General features: G+C 57.0%; 12 protein-coding genes. 6 read left to right on the top strand and 6 right to left on the bottom strand.

The window, feature by feature from the left end; translation table 11 throughout:
- Positions 1-76: 76 nt before the first annotated feature.
- Entirely contained in the window at positions 77-1,258 is a 1,182-nt protein-coding gene (locus FGA82_RS23640) for an MFS transporter (protein WP_141128948.1), read from the top strand.
- Here the strand turns inward: FGA82_RS23640 and FGA82_RS23635 are convergent.
- The 3 genes from FGA82_RS23635 to FGA82_RS23625 all read right to left on the bottom strand — a co-directional run bounded on the left by FGA82_RS23635 (position 1,203) and on the right by FGA82_RS23625 (position 3,599).
- The gene (locus FGA82_RS23635; protein WP_432767190.1) at positions 1,203-2,171 is read right to left on the bottom strand and encodes a DMT family transporter; all 969 of its coding nucleotides are present in this window, start codon (positions 2,169-2,171) and stop codon (positions 1,203-1,205) included. The two genes, FGA82_RS23640 and FGA82_RS23635, sit on opposite strands and share 56 nt — an antisense overlap.
- A gap of 141 nt (positions 2,172-2,312) precedes the next feature.
- Entirely contained in the window at positions 2,313-2,717 is a 405-nt protein-coding gene (locus FGA82_RS23630; protein ID WP_141128947.1) for a DUF2177 family protein, read from the bottom strand.
- Positions 2,718-2,762: 45 nt separating this feature from the next.
- A complete protein-coding gene (locus tag FGA82_RS23625) occupies positions 2,763-3,599 on the bottom strand; it encodes a CvfB family protein (RefSeq protein ID WP_134177706.1) in 837 nt (278 codons plus the stop codon).
- 340 nt (positions 3,600-3,939) lie between these two features.
- Between FGA82_RS23625 and FGA82_RS23620 the strand changes: the two genes are divergently transcribed.
- From FGA82_RS23620 to FGA82_RS23610, 3 genes are all read left to right on the top strand, one after another.
- Positions 3,940-4,128: a hypothetical protein gene (locus tag FGA82_RS23620; RefSeq protein ID WP_016985943.1), complete on the top strand. Its 189-nt coding sequence runs from the start codon at positions 3,940-3,942 to the stop codon at positions 4,126-4,128.
- Between the two features lie 206 nt (positions 4,129-4,334).
- On the top strand, positions 4,335-5,051 hold the full coding sequence (locus FGA82_RS23615; RefSeq protein ID WP_141128946.1) for a TorF family putative porin: 717 nt from the start codon (positions 4,335-4,337) through the stop codon (positions 5,049-5,051).
- A gap of 78 nt (positions 5,052-5,129) precedes the next feature.
- The gene (locus tag FGA82_RS23610) at positions 5,130-5,999 is read left to right on the top strand and encodes a DUF6279 family lipoprotein (RefSeq protein WP_141128945.1); all 870 of its coding nucleotides are present in this window, start codon (positions 5,130-5,132) and stop codon (positions 5,997-5,999) included.
- An 87-nt stretch (positions 6,000-6,086) separates the two neighbouring features.
- Here FGA82_RS23610 and FGA82_RS23605 read toward each other — a convergent pair whose 3' ends face one another.
- Positions 6,087-6,479 carry a hypothetical protein gene (locus FGA82_RS23605; protein WP_034153215.1) on the bottom strand — a complete coding sequence of 131 codons (393 nt, stop codon included), beginning with the start codon at positions 6,477-6,479 and terminating at the stop codon, positions 6,087-6,089.
- A gap of 175 nt (positions 6,480-6,654) precedes the next feature.
- On the opposite strand from FGA82_RS23605, the gene FGA82_RS23600 reads away from it, so the two are divergent.
- Positions 6,655-7,395, top strand: a complete 741-nt coding sequence (locus tag FGA82_RS23600) for a DUF899 domain-containing protein (RefSeq protein ID WP_141128944.1) — start codon at positions 6,655-6,657, stop codon at positions 7,393-7,395.
- Positions 7,396-7,522: 127 nt separating this feature from the next.
- Here FGA82_RS23600 and FGA82_RS23595 read toward each other — a convergent pair whose 3' ends face one another.
- The gene (locus tag FGA82_RS23595) at positions 7,523-7,942 is read right to left on the bottom strand and encodes a hypothetical protein (protein ID WP_141128943.1); all 420 of its coding nucleotides are present in this window, start codon (positions 7,940-7,942) and stop codon (positions 7,523-7,525) included.
- 5 nt (positions 7,943-7,947) lie between these two features.
- On the bottom strand, positions 7,948-14,607 hold the full coding sequence (locus tag FGA82_RS23590) for a hemagglutinin repeat-containing protein (protein WP_249384281.1): 6,660 nt from the start codon (positions 14,605-14,607) through the stop codon (positions 7,948-7,950).
- A gap of 57 nt (positions 14,608-14,664) precedes the next feature.
- Between FGA82_RS23590 and FGA82_RS32575 the strand changes: the two genes are divergently transcribed.
- Positions 14,665-14,868 carry a hypothetical protein gene (locus FGA82_RS32575; RefSeq protein ID WP_249384280.1) on the top strand — a complete coding sequence of 68 codons (204 nt, stop codon included), beginning with the start codon at positions 14,665-14,667 and terminating at the stop codon, positions 14,866-14,868.
- The last annotated feature ends 149 nt before the right edge of the window (positions 14,869-15,017 follow it).

Below are 15,017 nucleotides of genomic sequence, written 5' to 3'. Positions count from 1 at the left end.
TCACTATTATTCAATTTTAAAGAAAGTCAATCAGTCATAGCCTGACGGTCATTGCAGCCCTCACGGAATTCGCACCATGTCGCCACTCATTCGCTTATCCGCCTGCTTCGTGGCCTTGATGATGGCCATGGGCATCGGGCGTTTCGCCCTCACGCCACAAATGCCGCACCTGCTCAGCGAAGGGCAGATCGACCTGACGGCCGCCGGTCTGATTGCCGCGGCCAACTACCTCGGCTACCTGCTCGGTGCGGTGGATGCGATGTTTGCGCATCGCCCACAACAGGTTCAGCGGCGCCTGCACGGTGGCTTGTGGCTGTGTGTGCTGTTGACCCTGGCGTCGTTTTGGGCGGATGGGTTCTGGTCGCACCTGGTGCTGCGCTTTGGCACCGGGGTGGCGAGTGCCTGGGTGCTGGTGATGATCACTTCGTTGAGTCAGCCGCTGGCAGTGGCAGCGGGCCGTCCGCGCTTGGGCGCTTTGGTATTTGCCGGACCGGGGTTGGGGATTTTTCTGACAGGGTTGTTGGCGCTGCTCTCACATCTGTTGCAGCAGACGTCCGCGACGTTGTGGCTGATTTATGCAGCGACTGCGTTGATGATGATGCTGGGTGTCTGGCGTCTGCTGCCAACGCCTGTCGCAACGGCGACGGTGGTTGCAGCGCCGGTCAGTCCATCGAGTCGGGGCATTGGCCGGCTGGCGGGAATTTATGCGCTGTACGGCATCGGTTACATCATTCCGGCGACCTTCCTCTCGCAAATGGCCAATGCGCAGTTTCACGGGCAATGGCAGGCGGATCTGTTCTGGCCTTGTTTTGGTCTGGCTGCGGCGCTTGGCGTGTTGCTGGTGAGCCTGCGTCGTCACGATCCCGCAACCACCCGTCACTGGTTGATGGCGACGCTGTGGCTGCAAGCGGCCGGCGTGTTTGCCTGTCTGCTCGGCAGCGGCATCGGACTCGCACTGGGGGTGATCCTGTGTGGCACGCCATTCCTCGCCTGCATGCAACTGGTGATGCAGCGCTCGCGGGAGCTGGCACCGCATGCCACCCAGCGCAATGCCGGCATGCTCACCGCCTGCTTTGCCGTCGGCCAGCTCAGCGGCCCGTTGCTGGCAGCACTGAGCAGCCATTTCAGCGGCGGCCTGCATCCGGCGCTGGTAATCGCCGGCAGCGGCTTGCTGATCGCTGGCGGCCTGGCGATGCAGTCGACTAGCGCTGGCCCAGCGCTTTGCGCAAACGCCGACGCAGCCACTGCTCGGCGCTGACAAAAGTGATGCCGAGCAGCACCAGCACGGCGCCGATGACGAAGTTCACACTCAGTTGTTCGCCGAGCAGCAACACGCCAAAGGTCACGCCGAACAGCGGCGTCATGAACGAAAACACCGCAAGGTTCGCCGCCAGATAACGACGCAGCAGCCAGAACCAGATCAGGTAGCTGAAGAACGACACCACCAGCCCCTGAAACAGCACGCTGGCCACTGCCACTGGGGTCAGGCTGACGTGGGTGATCTGGCCGCTGAACAGCGCGATCAGCAGCAGGCCGAGGAAGCCTACGATCAATTGATAGAACAAGGTCAGCGTCACCGGTGCTTCCGACAGCCGCGAGGCGCGCACCACCACGGTGGTCGCGCCCCAACAGGCGCCAGCGAGCACGCCAAAGGCATCGCCAAGCAGCATGCGCCGGTCGAGGTTATCCCACGACACACCGCCAGCGAAGGCAATCGCAATGCCGATAAACGCGAGCAGAATGCCCAGCCATTGCAGCGGTCGCAGGCGCTCACTGGCCAGTAGAAAATGTACGCCGAGCGCGGTGAAAATCGGTGCGGTGTAGAGGAACACCGACATGTGCGCAGCCGTAGTCAGTTGCAAGCCTTCGGCGATGAAGAAGAACTCCAGACCGAACAGCGCACCGGCCAGCAAGCCACCGCGCCAAGTGTTGCCGACCTGATCCCAGCCACCCCTCCAGCAGATCAGCAAGCCGACCAGCAACGCAGAAATCCCCGAGCGCGCCGCCGCTTGCATCACCGGCGCAATGTCCGGCGCCGCCCACTTGATCATCACCTGCTGCACGCCCCAGATCAGGCAGAGGCCGATCATCACTTGCAGGGCAAAACTGTCGGCGTTACGCCGCTCGACAATCACCGCAACACCTCGAATACACACAACATGGCAGGCCATCCAATGGTCAGAAAACAGTGCCGGGGATTATCAATCAGTCAGAGGGAAAAAGCCGTCTGGAAAAGACATTTGTTTCTTCAGTGGCGGCAGGGATGAATGGCTGTCGGCTGCTCGCGAAGAGGCCGGCGCTGCCAACCCAACTTACGGATCAGATCGGCCAAACCACCTCGCCAACAAAAACCCAACGCTACAAGCCACAGCAGTAGCAAACGTCCCCCACGCCCAATCCAACAGCGTCACCTGCACCGACCACCCGCGCAACGTCGCCCAATTGGTCAGGTCATAGGTGCCGTAAGCCACCAGGCCCAGCAGCGCGCCCATTTTCGCCGCACGCTGCCAGGTCGCTGCCGGCAGCACCACAAACACGACACAGCCAAAAACATACAGGCAATAAAAAACCGCTGCCGGAACCAGCAGCGGTTTTTCGAGCATCAGCGGACCGAGCAGTTCGCGATAGGTCGGCGCCATCAACAGGCCGAGCCAGATGCCGTCGAGCAGCAGGAACGTCAGCAGCGTTGCAACATAGCCAATCAGCGCTTTTTTCATCGACTCGACCTCGTGTGTGCCCATGCAGGATGGGCCACCCAAGGCTCAGGTTAGTTCAATGCGATCGGCGTGAATGACGATCTTGCCTTCCTTGTACAGCGAACCGATGGCCTTCTTGAAGTTGCCTTTACTGACGCCAAACAGGCTGCTGATCAACGCCGGATCGCTCTTGTCGCTGACCGGCAGCGTGCCGCTGTTGTCGCGCAATTTGGCGAGGATTTTCGAGTTCAGGCTGCTGGCCGCTTCCTGGCCAACCGGTTGCAGGCTCAGGGCGATCTTGCCGTCGGCACGGACTTCCTTGATGTAGCCCTTCTCAATCATGCCGGCGCGCATGAACTTGAAGATTTCGTTCTTGTGAATCAAACCCCAGTGCTTGTTGTTGATGATCGCCTTGAAACCCATGTCAGTGGCTTCGGCAACCAGCAGATCAACTTCCTGGCCCGGGCTGTAGTTGGCCGGGGTCTTGTCGAGGTAGCGATCCAGACGCGCAGTGGCGGTGATGCGGCGGGTGTGCTTGTCGAGGTAGACATGCACCACGCAGTATTCGCCGGCGGTCATCTGGCGCTTTTCTTCGGAATACGGCAGCAACAGATCCTTCGGCAGCCCCCAATCGAGGAACACACCGATGCTGTTGACTTCAACGACTTTCAGACTGGCAAATTCGCCAACCTGAACTTTTGGTTTTTCCGTGGTAGCGAGAAGTTTGTCCTCGCTGTCCAGATAAACAAATACGTTGAGCCAATCTTCATCTTCGGTAGGAATATCTTTCGGGATATAACGGTTAGGCAAAAGAATCTCGCCGTCGGCGCCGCCATCCAGATATAAACCGAAGTTAGTGTGTTTAACCACTTGCAAACTGTTGTAACGCCCGACTAAAGCCATTTCCAGAACCCTCATTGCGTGGGCGGCATTCTACCCGTTTTTGTGCTGGCCGTCGGGCGGCAGATCCGCACGCGTTGAAAATCGGCGCAACGCCTTGATTTTCCATGTGTGCGGCTGGACTGAGGTGCCGCTCGTCTGGCAGGCATCACCGCTCGCGGTTGAGTATTTCAATGCCGCCCAGCCCAAATGTTCTTATTTAAAACAGCAGGTTAGCCGGATATATCGAATATTCAATCGAGAATAATGCAGCACTGCGCTGGGTTATTCCGGGGGATATTTACCAAGCAATTGTCAAGTTATTCCTGTACGATGCCTGGCCGAGTTACTTTTCTACAGGTTAATGGCCGCCATGCGTGTAAAAGCATCCACCAGCAAAGCAAAGCCAGCTCCAGCCGTTGAAACCAGCGAATCGATCAACGATCAGATCGCAGCGTTCCTCAAGTCTGGTGGCGAGATCCAGCAAATTGCCAAAGGCGTCAGTGGCCAGACATTCGGCCCGTCCAAGCAGATCAGCCTGGGCAAGAAGTAACACCCGGTTTTACACCCGTCCAGAGGCGCTTTGAGCTTCGAAGCGCCTGGACTGGCACCGCGCAACATCTCTCCCGTTTAAACAAAAATCCTTGTAAATCGACGAACGGCCTTCAATGCCGATCATTCGCCGGTATCCTTGCACGCGTCTAGATCAAGCGTTTCAGCAGGCCCGCCGCCCTGCCCTCGCTGTTCATGGAGTGACGCATGCGCAGAACATCCTGTTTATTACTCGTAGGCCTTTTGGCCAGTACGACCGCGCACGCGCAGATTTTCCAGCGTGAACTGGGCGACTTCGACCTCAAACTTGGCACTACGCCGACGCGCAGCATGGCCCAGGGCCTGGTCAAACCGGCAGCCGTCGGATCGTTCCACGGCGGCCTCGACCTGAGCCACGACAGCGGCCTCTATCTCGGCCAATACGCACCGAGCATGGGCATCAGCCCAGGCAAGAACCTCGAGATCGATTCCTATGTCGGCTTTAAACAACCTTTCGATCAGACCCTCGGCTACGAAGTCGGCATGATCCACTACAGCTATCCCAAGGTAGATACCCTCGACAGCCAGGAGCTGTTCGGTGGCCTGACCCTGCTCGGCAGCCGTTTCGGCGTGGCCTTCAGCAATGACCCGGACAAACAGAACAACACCTTGTTTGCCGATCTTGGCGGCAACCAGCCATTCGGCATCGGCGTCAGCATGAAATACACCACCCACCAACTGAACACGCCCGTCGCCGTGGACGGTGGTTATGTCAGCAGTTTTACCGACTGGTCGGTGAAATTGTCCCGGCCGTTCATGGGTGTCGACCTCGACCTGATCTACAGCAACTCCAGCCTCAGCGGCAGCGATTGCTCAGCCTATTCCGGGCACAACAGCGAGTGTGACGGTCTCGTCACCCTCAAGGCTGCCCGCGCGTTCTATTGATCGGCTGAACTGCCGGGTTCATTCTGCGTTCACATAGGAATCAGTCCCTCGAAGCCAGGCTCACGCAAGGATTCGCCCATGTCTCGCTGGTTCACGCACATCGCCGCACTACTGATTTTCACCCTCGCCCTCGGCGCCTGTAGCCGTGTCGGTCTGGCCTATCGCAATCTCGACGTCATTATTCCGTGGACGCTCGGCGATTACCTGGACATGAACGGTGAGCAGAAAGACTGGTTCAACGAACGCCTCAAAGACCACCTGAGCTGGCATTGCACCACGCAATTGCCGGGCTATCTGGACTGGCTTGATCGCCTGCAGACCATGATCGAAACCAATCAGGTCACCGATGCCGCGTTACAGGCGCGCACTACGGAAGCCAAGCAGGCCATCGCCGAAACCGCTCGAGAGATCACCCCGTCGGCGATCGAGTTGCTGCAAGGACTGGATGACAAACAGGTCGCCGAGATGAATGACGCGTTTGCCAAGGATTTGCGCAAGCGTCAGCAGGAATACCTCAAACCACCGCTTGATCAACAAATTGCCGAGCGCGGCGCGCGAATGGTTAAACGCTTGAATGACTGGCTCGGCCCCTTGAGCGCCACCCAGGAGCAGCGGGTCATGGCGTGGTCAACCGCGTTGGGCGATCAGTACACCCAATGGATTGCCAACCGGGCCCATTGGCAGAAGCAGTTCAGTGCCGCCGTCGCACAACGCAAAAGCCCCGAATTCCCACAGAGAATCGAGACGCTTCTGGTCAATCGCGAGAGTCTATGGACAGCCGATTACCGCAAGGCCTTCGCCGATACTGAAGCGCAGGGACGCTCGCTGGCGGTGGACTTGATGGCCGAAAGTACGCCGCAACAGCGTCAGCGGTTGTTGAAGAAGATCGAAGGGGTGCGCAAAGACTTCAACGACCTCAAATGCCTCAAGGCCGCGAAGCAGAATTAGAAGATCAAAAGATCGCAGCCTTCGGCAGCTCCTACACCGATCTCTGTAGGAGCTGCCGAAGGCTGCGATCTTTAGCCCTGTGGAGGATCAGGCGATCTGGGCTTTGGACGCCACTTCATCAAACGTCGCCTCAGCCAGCGCATCCTCCTGCTCATCCAGCACCTGACGCGGGTGATCATTGCCGGGAATGCTGCTGTCGATCAGGCTCAACAGGCTGGAGCCGCGAGGCGTCAGCACAAAGTTGTTTCCGGTACTGCCCTCCTCATCCGGGCGCGGTGCGATGTAACCGCGCAACAGCAACAACCTTTCATAGTCGCAAGCCAGCGTTTTCAGATGATCAAGGTTCTCGATCGGCTCGCCCGCACTGGCTTTCTCCGCCGCATAGTCTTCAGCATAGGCCCGAGGAGCAAAACTGTGGCCGGCACTGTTCTGCACTTCGTGCAGCAAGCGTTCAATCAAATCCCAGTTATAAGTCGTCATCCTGATCCAACCTCCGGTGCGCGTGATTTATGGCGCGTTCATAGGTTGTGACCGGAGTAGCTCTCAGCCGTTCAGCCGCATTTTCAGGGCCGACCGACCGGCGGTCTGTCGATTTCCCGCAGAGTGAAACGACTAGTCTGAGACAGGCGATTTCAACCCCGTAGGAGAAATCATCATGAACGTAGAGAATCATCCGGTGGTATCGCGTGAAGAATGGCTCGCCGCCCGTAAACAGCATCTGGCACACGAAAAAGCCTTCACCAAGGAACGCGACCGCCTTAGCGCTGAACGTCGCGCGCTGCCGTGGGTGAAGGTCGACAAGGACTACCATTTCCAGGGGTCCAACGGCGAACTGAAGTTGGCTGACCTGTTTGGCAAAAACAGCCAATTGGTGGTTTACCACTTCATGTTTGGCAAAGACTGGGAGGAAGGTTGCCAGGGTTGCTCGTTCCTCAGCGACCACATTGATGGCGCCAACCAGCATCTGGCTCATCACGACATCGCGGTGGTAGCTGTTTCGCATGCGCCGTTCAACGAGTTCCAGGACTTTAAACGGCGAATGGGCTGGAAGTTCGACTGGGTGTCGTCAGAGGGTTGCGACTTCAACTATGACTTCGGAGTTTGCGCCCAGGCTGAGGATGTCGCGGCCGGAAAGGCTACGTACAACTACGAAAAGACCGACAGCGCTGAGGAGGAAATGCCGGGGTTGAGTGTGTTTTATCGCGACGAAAAAGGCGACATCTTCCACACCTACTCAACGTATGCCCGTGGCCTGGACATGTTGGTCGGTGCCTACAACTATCTCGACCTCACGCCCAAGGGCAGGAATGAGGACGAGATCATGGAGTGGGTGCGGCACCATGATCGGTATGAGAGAGAAGCCAAAACCGGTTGCTGCCATGGCGACCCGGACTGAAAAACGGCATAACACATTAAACCCGCGCCCCATCCAGCATCGGCTATCAACATTGACAATGGATGGGGTTCCCCCCAGAGGCGTATATGCCGTGCAGAAGTAGTGCTTATTCAGAACAACCGGAAGATTAACTCTCCAAACGCAGGACGATATACAACGTGGTTACTAATGCGTCTTCGCCGTCATCAAGGTCTGGAACGTAAAATCTCATGCCAAAACTTTCCACGTCAAACCCGTCTTCGTTCAGGTCGGGACGTACGCCGTTGCCACGAAACAATGCCAGCAAGGTAGAAAGTTTTTCGCCCACCAGTTTGTGCCCTTGCCAGGACACCGTACTTCGCTCGAAAAATTCAACGCCTTTCACGACATCCCGCTCGTCGTAGAACACATGCAGGTCGTGGCGTTTGAACGCATCAGTCGTGTTCACCGAGAATGCCGTTTTCGTAAATACCTCGAAATCGTTGCCCAGGAGGCTGCGCACCTGATCTCTGGACAATGTTCCATTCAAAGGCCCTACTGCTCCGAACATCGAAAATGGAAAGTCCACCCGCACTACCTCCTGAAATCGTTGGGATCTAGCTTGGAGGCATAGTCCAACATTTGTTTAATGCCTTCATCATATTTACTACCGAAATTCTTCCGGATGTCGTCGATATCCATCTGAATAGCGTCCATTAGGCGTCCCTCCTCAAGCAGCTCTTTCTGTCTTGCCCTGTAAGCTCTGGCATCGTCAGAGTTACCGTTGCTCGCCGTTCGCTTGTGGTCCTCCGGGTCCATCTTGATCGCTGGGCCATCACGACTACTTATTGGTGCGCCTTTGTAGCATTTCTGAGCAGGACAGTGGTGCGAGTCCAGCCCATCGTTTACTGGCTTGCTGGTGTCTCTGTGCGGGCCGCCCAATACATCTGCAGGATCCTTCTTGACCACTGCAACGGTTCTTGTGACGGCCTTCATCCCAATGGACTTGAATTCTCCAAGTACCGCATCAATCAGGAAACGGGTAGCGACAACATACCCATCACCATCGTACCTGTATTCCTCATTGCCCCCTTCGTGCTCTTGTTTGGCCGTCTCGTGGAGCTTCGTCAGATCCTCCTCTTTCTCACCCAGCAGTTTCGCCGCGAGCTTGATCGCTGCCAGATCTTTCAGCTCATCGATTTTGTCGCCATACGCCGCATTGAGTAATCCATTGGCGGTCATGCTCAACAGGAACTTCATCGGCCCCATCACAGCCTGCACTGCGATAACAGTGGCCTCAATTTTCTCCGTCGGCATATCCTTCGTGAGATCGATCAAGTCCAGAACTTGATTCAATGCCAACTGACCGTGAGTGATCAGGTTTGCGGGAACCGGAATAGGCGGCAGCGTCATTGTTCCCGGTTTATCCGGGCCGCTTGACGGATCAGCCGTCATTTGCGGGCAGGTGTTGTTTGCGGTGCAGCTTTCCACCAGCTTTTCGTAATCTGCCGCTTGTTTCGCGAACTCCGACAGCCCTTTCAAAACTGTTTCAGGCAAAGATTTGATCTGGTTGGGATCAAGCCCCTGTCGAACGAAGTTCTTGGTAACTGCCAGAGCGCGCTCTTTGCCCAGCTCAGTGATCAGCGTTGGAGAAACATCATCGATGTCAACAAGCTGGGCATTGATCGCCTGATTCAGGTTTTGCAGAAAACTGGCGCCCGCCTTGGCCTGATCGAGCATGTTCTTCTTGAAGTTGATGACGTTATCGCCCCAACGTTCAAGCGTCTCCAGCGGATGACTGACGGCATCAATAGAGGAACTGCTCGCATATAACGTCGTGCGGTGTTCCTCATCCTTGGTGATCTCGTACGCCTTGTTTACATCACGATTCAGACCCACCGTGGAGTCCTGCCCGGTAGCCCTGTCGTTACGCACGACAATCTGCCCCTCGCCCACCGTGGCGTTCAGCGTCTGCTGACGGTCCTTGTCGTACTTGTAGCCCTCTACCGCCCAGCTGTTTTTGCTCTCCCCTTCCATTCCCTTGTTCGGCTTGTCAGCCTGGGCACCACCGCCTCCGCTGTAACTGCCGCTGACATTGAGGTAGTAGCCGTGCTCGTTATCCTTGCCGGTGATGTTGCGGTAGCCGAGGGTGTCAGTGTCGAGTTTCAGGTTGCCGTTGTCGGCACTGATCACCGAGCCATCGAGTTGCGTATGTTTTTCGGTACGGATGTCGACTTTGCTTTTGCCACTGATAACGGTCTGGTTGTCGACCCAGTTGGTTTTGCCGTTGGTTTCACCGTAACCCAGCGAGCCGCTGACCGTTGCACCGAAGCTGACCGCGACCGTCAGACTGGCATCGAACTCTTTACCCTCGACCTTGCCGGTGTTCGGTACCGAGGTCACGGTGAGGTTGCGGCCGACATCACCGATAACTTCATCACCGCGCAGGGTCGCGCCAGCGATATTGGTGTCGCGACCGCTTTCGAAGCCCAGTTTGTTGCCGGCATACAGATAGGCTTCTTGCTGCTTGACGCCCTCTCGGTTGAGATCGCCGATGCCAACATTCGCCGAACCATAAACACCGAAGCCGTCCTGGCCGGCGATGATGCCGCCCTCCGCCCCCCAACTACGCCGATCGTGCGAACTTTCGTAGGCGTTTTGCGCCGAGAGAATATTCAGATCGTTGCCGGCCTTAAGGGAAATATCCCGTTCGGCCGTTGCACGAGTTCCGATTAGAGTCAGATCGTTCTCGGCTTCAAGGTTGATGCTGCCGCCGGCACTGAGTTGCGTTGCCGTCGAAGTACCCTGACTCGATTTGTCTGCGGTGCCGGCATTGCTGACACCCACGCCCAGCTTGAATCCGCCGGTTGTGCCTCCTTTGACACCGCCCTTGCTCTGTGTCGAATGTCCGTCGCTGCTTTCCGAACCGTGCGCAACATCAAACGTGATGTCCTTGCCTTTGACGTTGATGTCACGGCCGGCATTGAACTGGCTACCGCTGACGTTGACGTTGTTTCCAGCGTCCAGCGAGATGTCATTACCTGCAGAAAGTGTCGACGGACGTTGAGTGACCGACGTCTGAGTCTGGTTTGAACTGACGCTCGAGCCACCGATATGTCCGTCAAATTTTGGTCCACTGAAGAACTGGTCAAGGGTGTCAACCGACTTCAGTACACTTGAGCCCTTGCTGACCCCATCCTCACCTTTGCCAGTGCCCTTGAGGCCATCCATCGTGTTGCCGATGTTGTAGGCCGTGGTGACGGTGATGCCGTTGCGCTTGATGCTGTCACGGATGGTGACCTCGCTGGCCTCTTCCTTGGCATCGATGTTGATGTCGCGATCAGCCTTCAGGCGAATGTTGTTCTCGGCCATCAAGTCCGAGCCTTGCTGGTTGATGTCGCGGCCGGCGTTTATATTGATGTTTATCCCGGCATCGATGGAACTGCCGGCTGCGGTGTAGCCCTTGCTATTGACGCCATGTTGAACAGTTTCACTGCCGGCGAACGTGGTGAAAGCATTGCTGTCGATGGTCTGTTTGATGCCAACGGTCTTGTCTGTCTCCCAGCTGTTGCTGCGGTGATTGTCGATCGAGGCGACTACGTTGACATCGCGACCCGCATCAAGCGAAACGTTGTTGTCAGCACCAATACCGCTGCCGATGACATTGATGTCACGCGACGCCTTGAGAATCGCATCGTGCCCGGCATTGACCTGGCTACCGATACTCTCAGAGCTGACAACTTCACGCCCGCCATTGTGGGAGGTGGCGAAGGTCATGTCCGCGCCGAACCCTGGCGTTCCGGCTGCCCAGCCGATAGCGTCCTTCAGCGAAAGACCCAGTTTCTTCTTGTACTCTTCGGCGCGGCTGTACGCCTGATCATCGGCGGACGACAGGGTGATGTCGCCTTCCTTGTCCACAAGGCCCGCGTGCAGTTCGGCGTCGTTTTTGGCGTTGACGTCACTGGCGTTCAGACGAACATCGCGCCCGGCGAGAACCACCGTATCGTGACCAGCGTTCAGCTCGCTGCCGATCTGGGTAACCGATGTCTGCAAGTGACTGCTGCCGCTTTTGGACATGCCGAACAGACCGGTTTTGGTTTTTTTGCTGTAACTGCCCGACTCCTCAGTAGCGGAAAGCACTGCCACATCGTTGGTCGCACCGACAAACAAATCGTTACCGGCATTCATCTGACTGCCGATGATAGTAACGTTACGACCGCCATCAAGACTGAGGTCGCCGTCTTTACGTCTTGTGACGTTGACGGTCAGATCACGGCCCGCGTCGATCACTGACGCGACGTTTTCACTTTCATAGCTTTCTGTCTGAGTGGTCTTGCTGCGACCAAAGGAACCCTTCTTCTTCCTGTAGTAGTAAGAAGAACTCTCATCCTTGGCCGAGGCGACAGTAATGTCCTGCGCTGCATCGAGGCTGACATCATCTTCGGCCTTGATTCGACTGGCGATGATGCCCAGATCGTTACCCGCTTTGAGCGCGATATCACGCCCGGCGCTCAGCACCGACGACTGCTGCGTGATGCTATGGGTTTCATTCGCGCGCTTTTTGCTGCGCGAGACGTAGTCGCTCTCATCGGCGGCCGAGGTGATAACGATGTCATGGCCAGAGTCGATGCTCAGATCGCGCTTGGCATCCAGCCGACTGGCCACAATCGCCACGTCACGATCAGCGCTGATCGACAGATCGCGCCCGGACGTCACTTCCGCGCCGTGCTGGGTAATCGTCTGATTGAGGAAATTGCTACCACGCGAATCCGTGCGGCGATCCTGTACCGAGGTAATGTTCACATCACGCTCGGCATCGAGCGTCATGTCACCGCCGCTTTTCAGCACACTGCCGATGTTGCTGATATCTCGACCCGCACCGATTGTCAGATCATTGGCCGCCTCGATACGTGCCGCACTGTTGAGCACATCACGATGCTGCAGCGTGCTGCCGTATTTGGTGTCATAGCCATACACATCGCGCTGGTTGATCACATCGCCGTTGGTGGCGGTCAGGCTGACATCCCGTCCGGAAATGACCCCGCCCCCGCTGTTGACGATGTTATTGCCAGCCTTGAGCGTCAGGCGCTCGCCAGCCTCGATCAGTCCGGTGTTGGTGAGGTTATTACCGGCTTCGGCCGACAGATTGTTCGACGCGCGAAGCGTGCCGGCGTTATTCAGATCGGCACCGGCGATCAGGCTCACGTCGCCACCCTGGATCAGCGCGCCATTGGGTGCCAGGCGGTTATTCGCCTGAGCCAGATACAGCACCGGCACCAGGACTTTTTCACCGTTCACTTCGTGCTCTTCGAGCCAGACGATGTCGTGGGTCAGCGCCGCCACTTGTTGAGCGGTCAGGGTCACGCCCATCGACAGGTTGAGTTCATTCTTGCTGGCGATGGCGTTGTTCATCAGGTACTTGAACATCGCTTCGTCGGAGGTCTGGCCATCGATGAAGCGCTGACCGGTACGGGCGACCACGGCTTGTTGCACCAAGCGCTGTTCAAACAGGCCGTCGCCCAAGCGCTTGGCGCTGTTGTCGGGGTCGTAGCCGAGCTTGGCCAACAGATAGTCCGAACTCATGAACTGCTTGAGATCGGTGAGTACCGGATTGGTCTCGATCAGATATTTGTGCGGATTGGAGCGCGCGCTGGTGTCGGGCAGTCCTTGTACGCGCGGAACATCGAAGGCGCCGTTGCCACGCGTTGGCAGTAGCACACCGACTGGCCCGTCAGCAGCCGTTGCCCCCACGTTGAACTGCGCCGTTCTGTCGTTGAGATTCAGCGAAGCGGCATCACTCAACGCGAGGTCGCGCTTTTTCATCGAGACTGGATCGTTCTGGTCGATCTGGAAATCGGTGGCATGCCTGACCGGCATTCCGCCCGCATGCCCGGAGGCTGCGGCAGTGATGGAGCCAATGGTCCAGTCTTTGCCCGGTACGAGCGTTTGTTCGCTACCGTCCTTGCGGCTGAGCCGGAACAGACCGTTATCGCCGGTTGGCAAGGTGAAGCCCGGCAGGGCCAGCGGGTTGACTTGCTGTTGAGCCAGATCCGGTGGCAACTGCGGATTCAAGAACACTACGGTGGGTTTGGCGGAGTTCTTTACTCCGGTATCGGCCGTGTCTTTTACCGTGCCACCGAAATTGGTGTACGGGTTCAGGTTGCCGTTGTTGATGGTGGTTTTGGCGTTGATCTGGACGGCCTGGCCGGCCTGAACGATGGAGGAAACACTACCGCCGCCGTTGGTGAAGATCCTGCTGTCGTCTTTGAGTTGACCGGCGAGAATCGACGCAGGCACAGCAACCTCAGGCCCTACTCCATACTTTGTATTGATCGTCGTGGTCAGTTGCTTGTCCAGGTCTGTGGATTCCCAATGGGTTCCCCCCTTATCCGGCTCATGCACGCTTTTCCCGTAGCGATAAACGTATTTCGAGTTCCTCAGTGCATAGTCGTACAGTTCGTTGTCATACCCGTCTATCAAGCTGCCTGGCACGTACGACAGCTTGAAAGTTCGCGAGCGCGTGAAGCTGCCCGACTGCAGCCCTTTATTATCAAAGGTATCCACGTCCAGCTTGATATTTTGTCCGGCCGATATCAGAGAGGCGATGTTTGAAAACGCCCCGACGTTGGCAGTCAGGTTTCCGGCAACAGATAACGATGCCTGTGGTCCGGTGATCGTAGATTGCGAGTCAAAACTTTCTTTCACGTAGAAAGTATTGTCACGCCAGTTAAAAGTGATGTCGCCAGAGACGAACTTCTCTTCGCCAATCACACCCTCGGTCTTGTTATTGAAGCTATTGGCCGACAGCGAAAAATCACCATCCACATTGATCGAAGCCGCGAGGTTATTAACGCTGTTCGCACGCCCGCCGTATTGCCCGCCAATCGTCAAATTGCCAATGCTGTAAACGTCGCCGGTCTGGTTGGTGAAGTCGTTAACCAGCAGATTCATATTGCCGCCGCTGAAAACCAGCCCACGGTTATTCACCAGACTTGCAGTCCTGATCGTCAGATCCTGCGCAGCCCCCAACGTACCGGTGTTGCTTACCGCGCCAGCGTTGATCGTCATCGCATAGTTGGAGGTCAGTCGTCCGCCGGCATTGTTCAGCAGGCCACCGATGTTGAATGTGCCCTGCCCGCCACTGCCGATGCTAGAAGTACTGGTCAGGCCCAGTTGCGCAGCATTGAAGGTCATATCACCCAGACTGCTGACACGACCATTGCCGCCGTATGCACCCCCGATCTGGAAGTCCATGCCGCCATCACTGGCGATCAAGCCTTCATTCGTCCAGTTGCCGCCACGTCCCACCAATTGATTCGACGCCAGCAATTGCCCACTCGCCGTCTGCACAAAGTTGCCGACATTCACCGTCAACCGCCCGGCCTGAATTACGCTGCTGTTGGTCCAGCTGTCCGCGTTCAGCGTCAGGCCGCCACGGGTCACCAGCGAGCCGCCGGCGTTCATCACGTTGGCGGTGGAGATGCCGAATTCACCCAGACCGACATGCGTTACTGAACCACCGGCATTGAGGAAGCTCGGCGCGGCGAGGGTGAAGTCAGTGTTGGCGGTTTCCACCAGACCGTTGCGGTTGTCAAACAGGCTGCCGATCTGGAAATCGGTTTTGCCGCTGGTGCCGAGCGCGCGCAGTTTGCCGCCCTGGTTGT

Origin of the sequence: Pseudomonas fluorescens, from assembly GCF_005938625.1 — a bacterium.
Taxonomy (GTDB): domain Bacteria; phylum Pseudomonadota; class Gammaproteobacteria; order Pseudomonadales; family Pseudomonadaceae; genus Aquipseudomonas; species Aquipseudomonas fluorescens_BD.
The sequence above is the reverse complement of the archived record's forward strand: the minus strand, read 5'-3'. Positions and strand labels throughout refer to the sequence as shown.

Bases quoted from the DNA above. Each gene is read 5' to 3' on its own strand.
- FGA82_RS23640 (WP_141128948.1), top strand. From the start codon at position 77: ATGTCGCCACTCATTCGCTTATCCGCCTGCTTCGTGGCCTTGATGATG.
- FGA82_RS23635 (WP_432767190.1), bottom strand. From the start codon at position 2,171: ATGGCCTGCCATGTTGTGTGTATTCGAGGTGTTGCGGTGATTGTCGAG.
- FGA82_RS23630 (WP_141128947.1), bottom strand. From the start codon at position 2,717: ATGAAAAAAGCGCTGATTGGCTATGTTGCAACGCTGCTGACGTTCCTG.
- FGA82_RS23625 (WP_134177706.1), bottom strand. From the start codon at position 3,599: ATGGCTTTAGTCGGGCGTTACAACAGTTTGCAAGTGGTTAAACACACT.
- FGA82_RS23620 (WP_016985943.1), top strand. From the start codon at position 3,940: ATGGCCGCCATGCGTGTAAAAGCATCCACCAGCAAAGCAAAGCCAGCT.
- FGA82_RS23615 (WP_141128946.1), top strand. From the start codon at position 4,335: ATGCGCAGAACATCCTGTTTATTACTCGTAGGCCTTTTGGCCAGTACG.
- FGA82_RS23610 (WP_141128945.1), top strand. From the start codon at position 5,130: ATGTCTCGCTGGTTCACGCACATCGCCGCACTACTGATTTTCACCCTC.
- FGA82_RS23605 (WP_034153215.1), bottom strand. From the start codon at position 6,479: ATGACGACTTATAACTGGGATTTGATTGAACGCTTGCTGCACGAAGTG.
- FGA82_RS23600 (WP_141128944.1), top strand. From the start codon at position 6,655: ATGAACGTAGAGAATCATCCGGTGGTATCGCGTGAAGAATGGCTCGCC.
- FGA82_RS23590 (WP_249384281.1), bottom strand. From the start codon at position 14,607: ATGGACTTCCAGATCGGGGGTGCATACGGCGGCAATGGTCGTGTCAGC.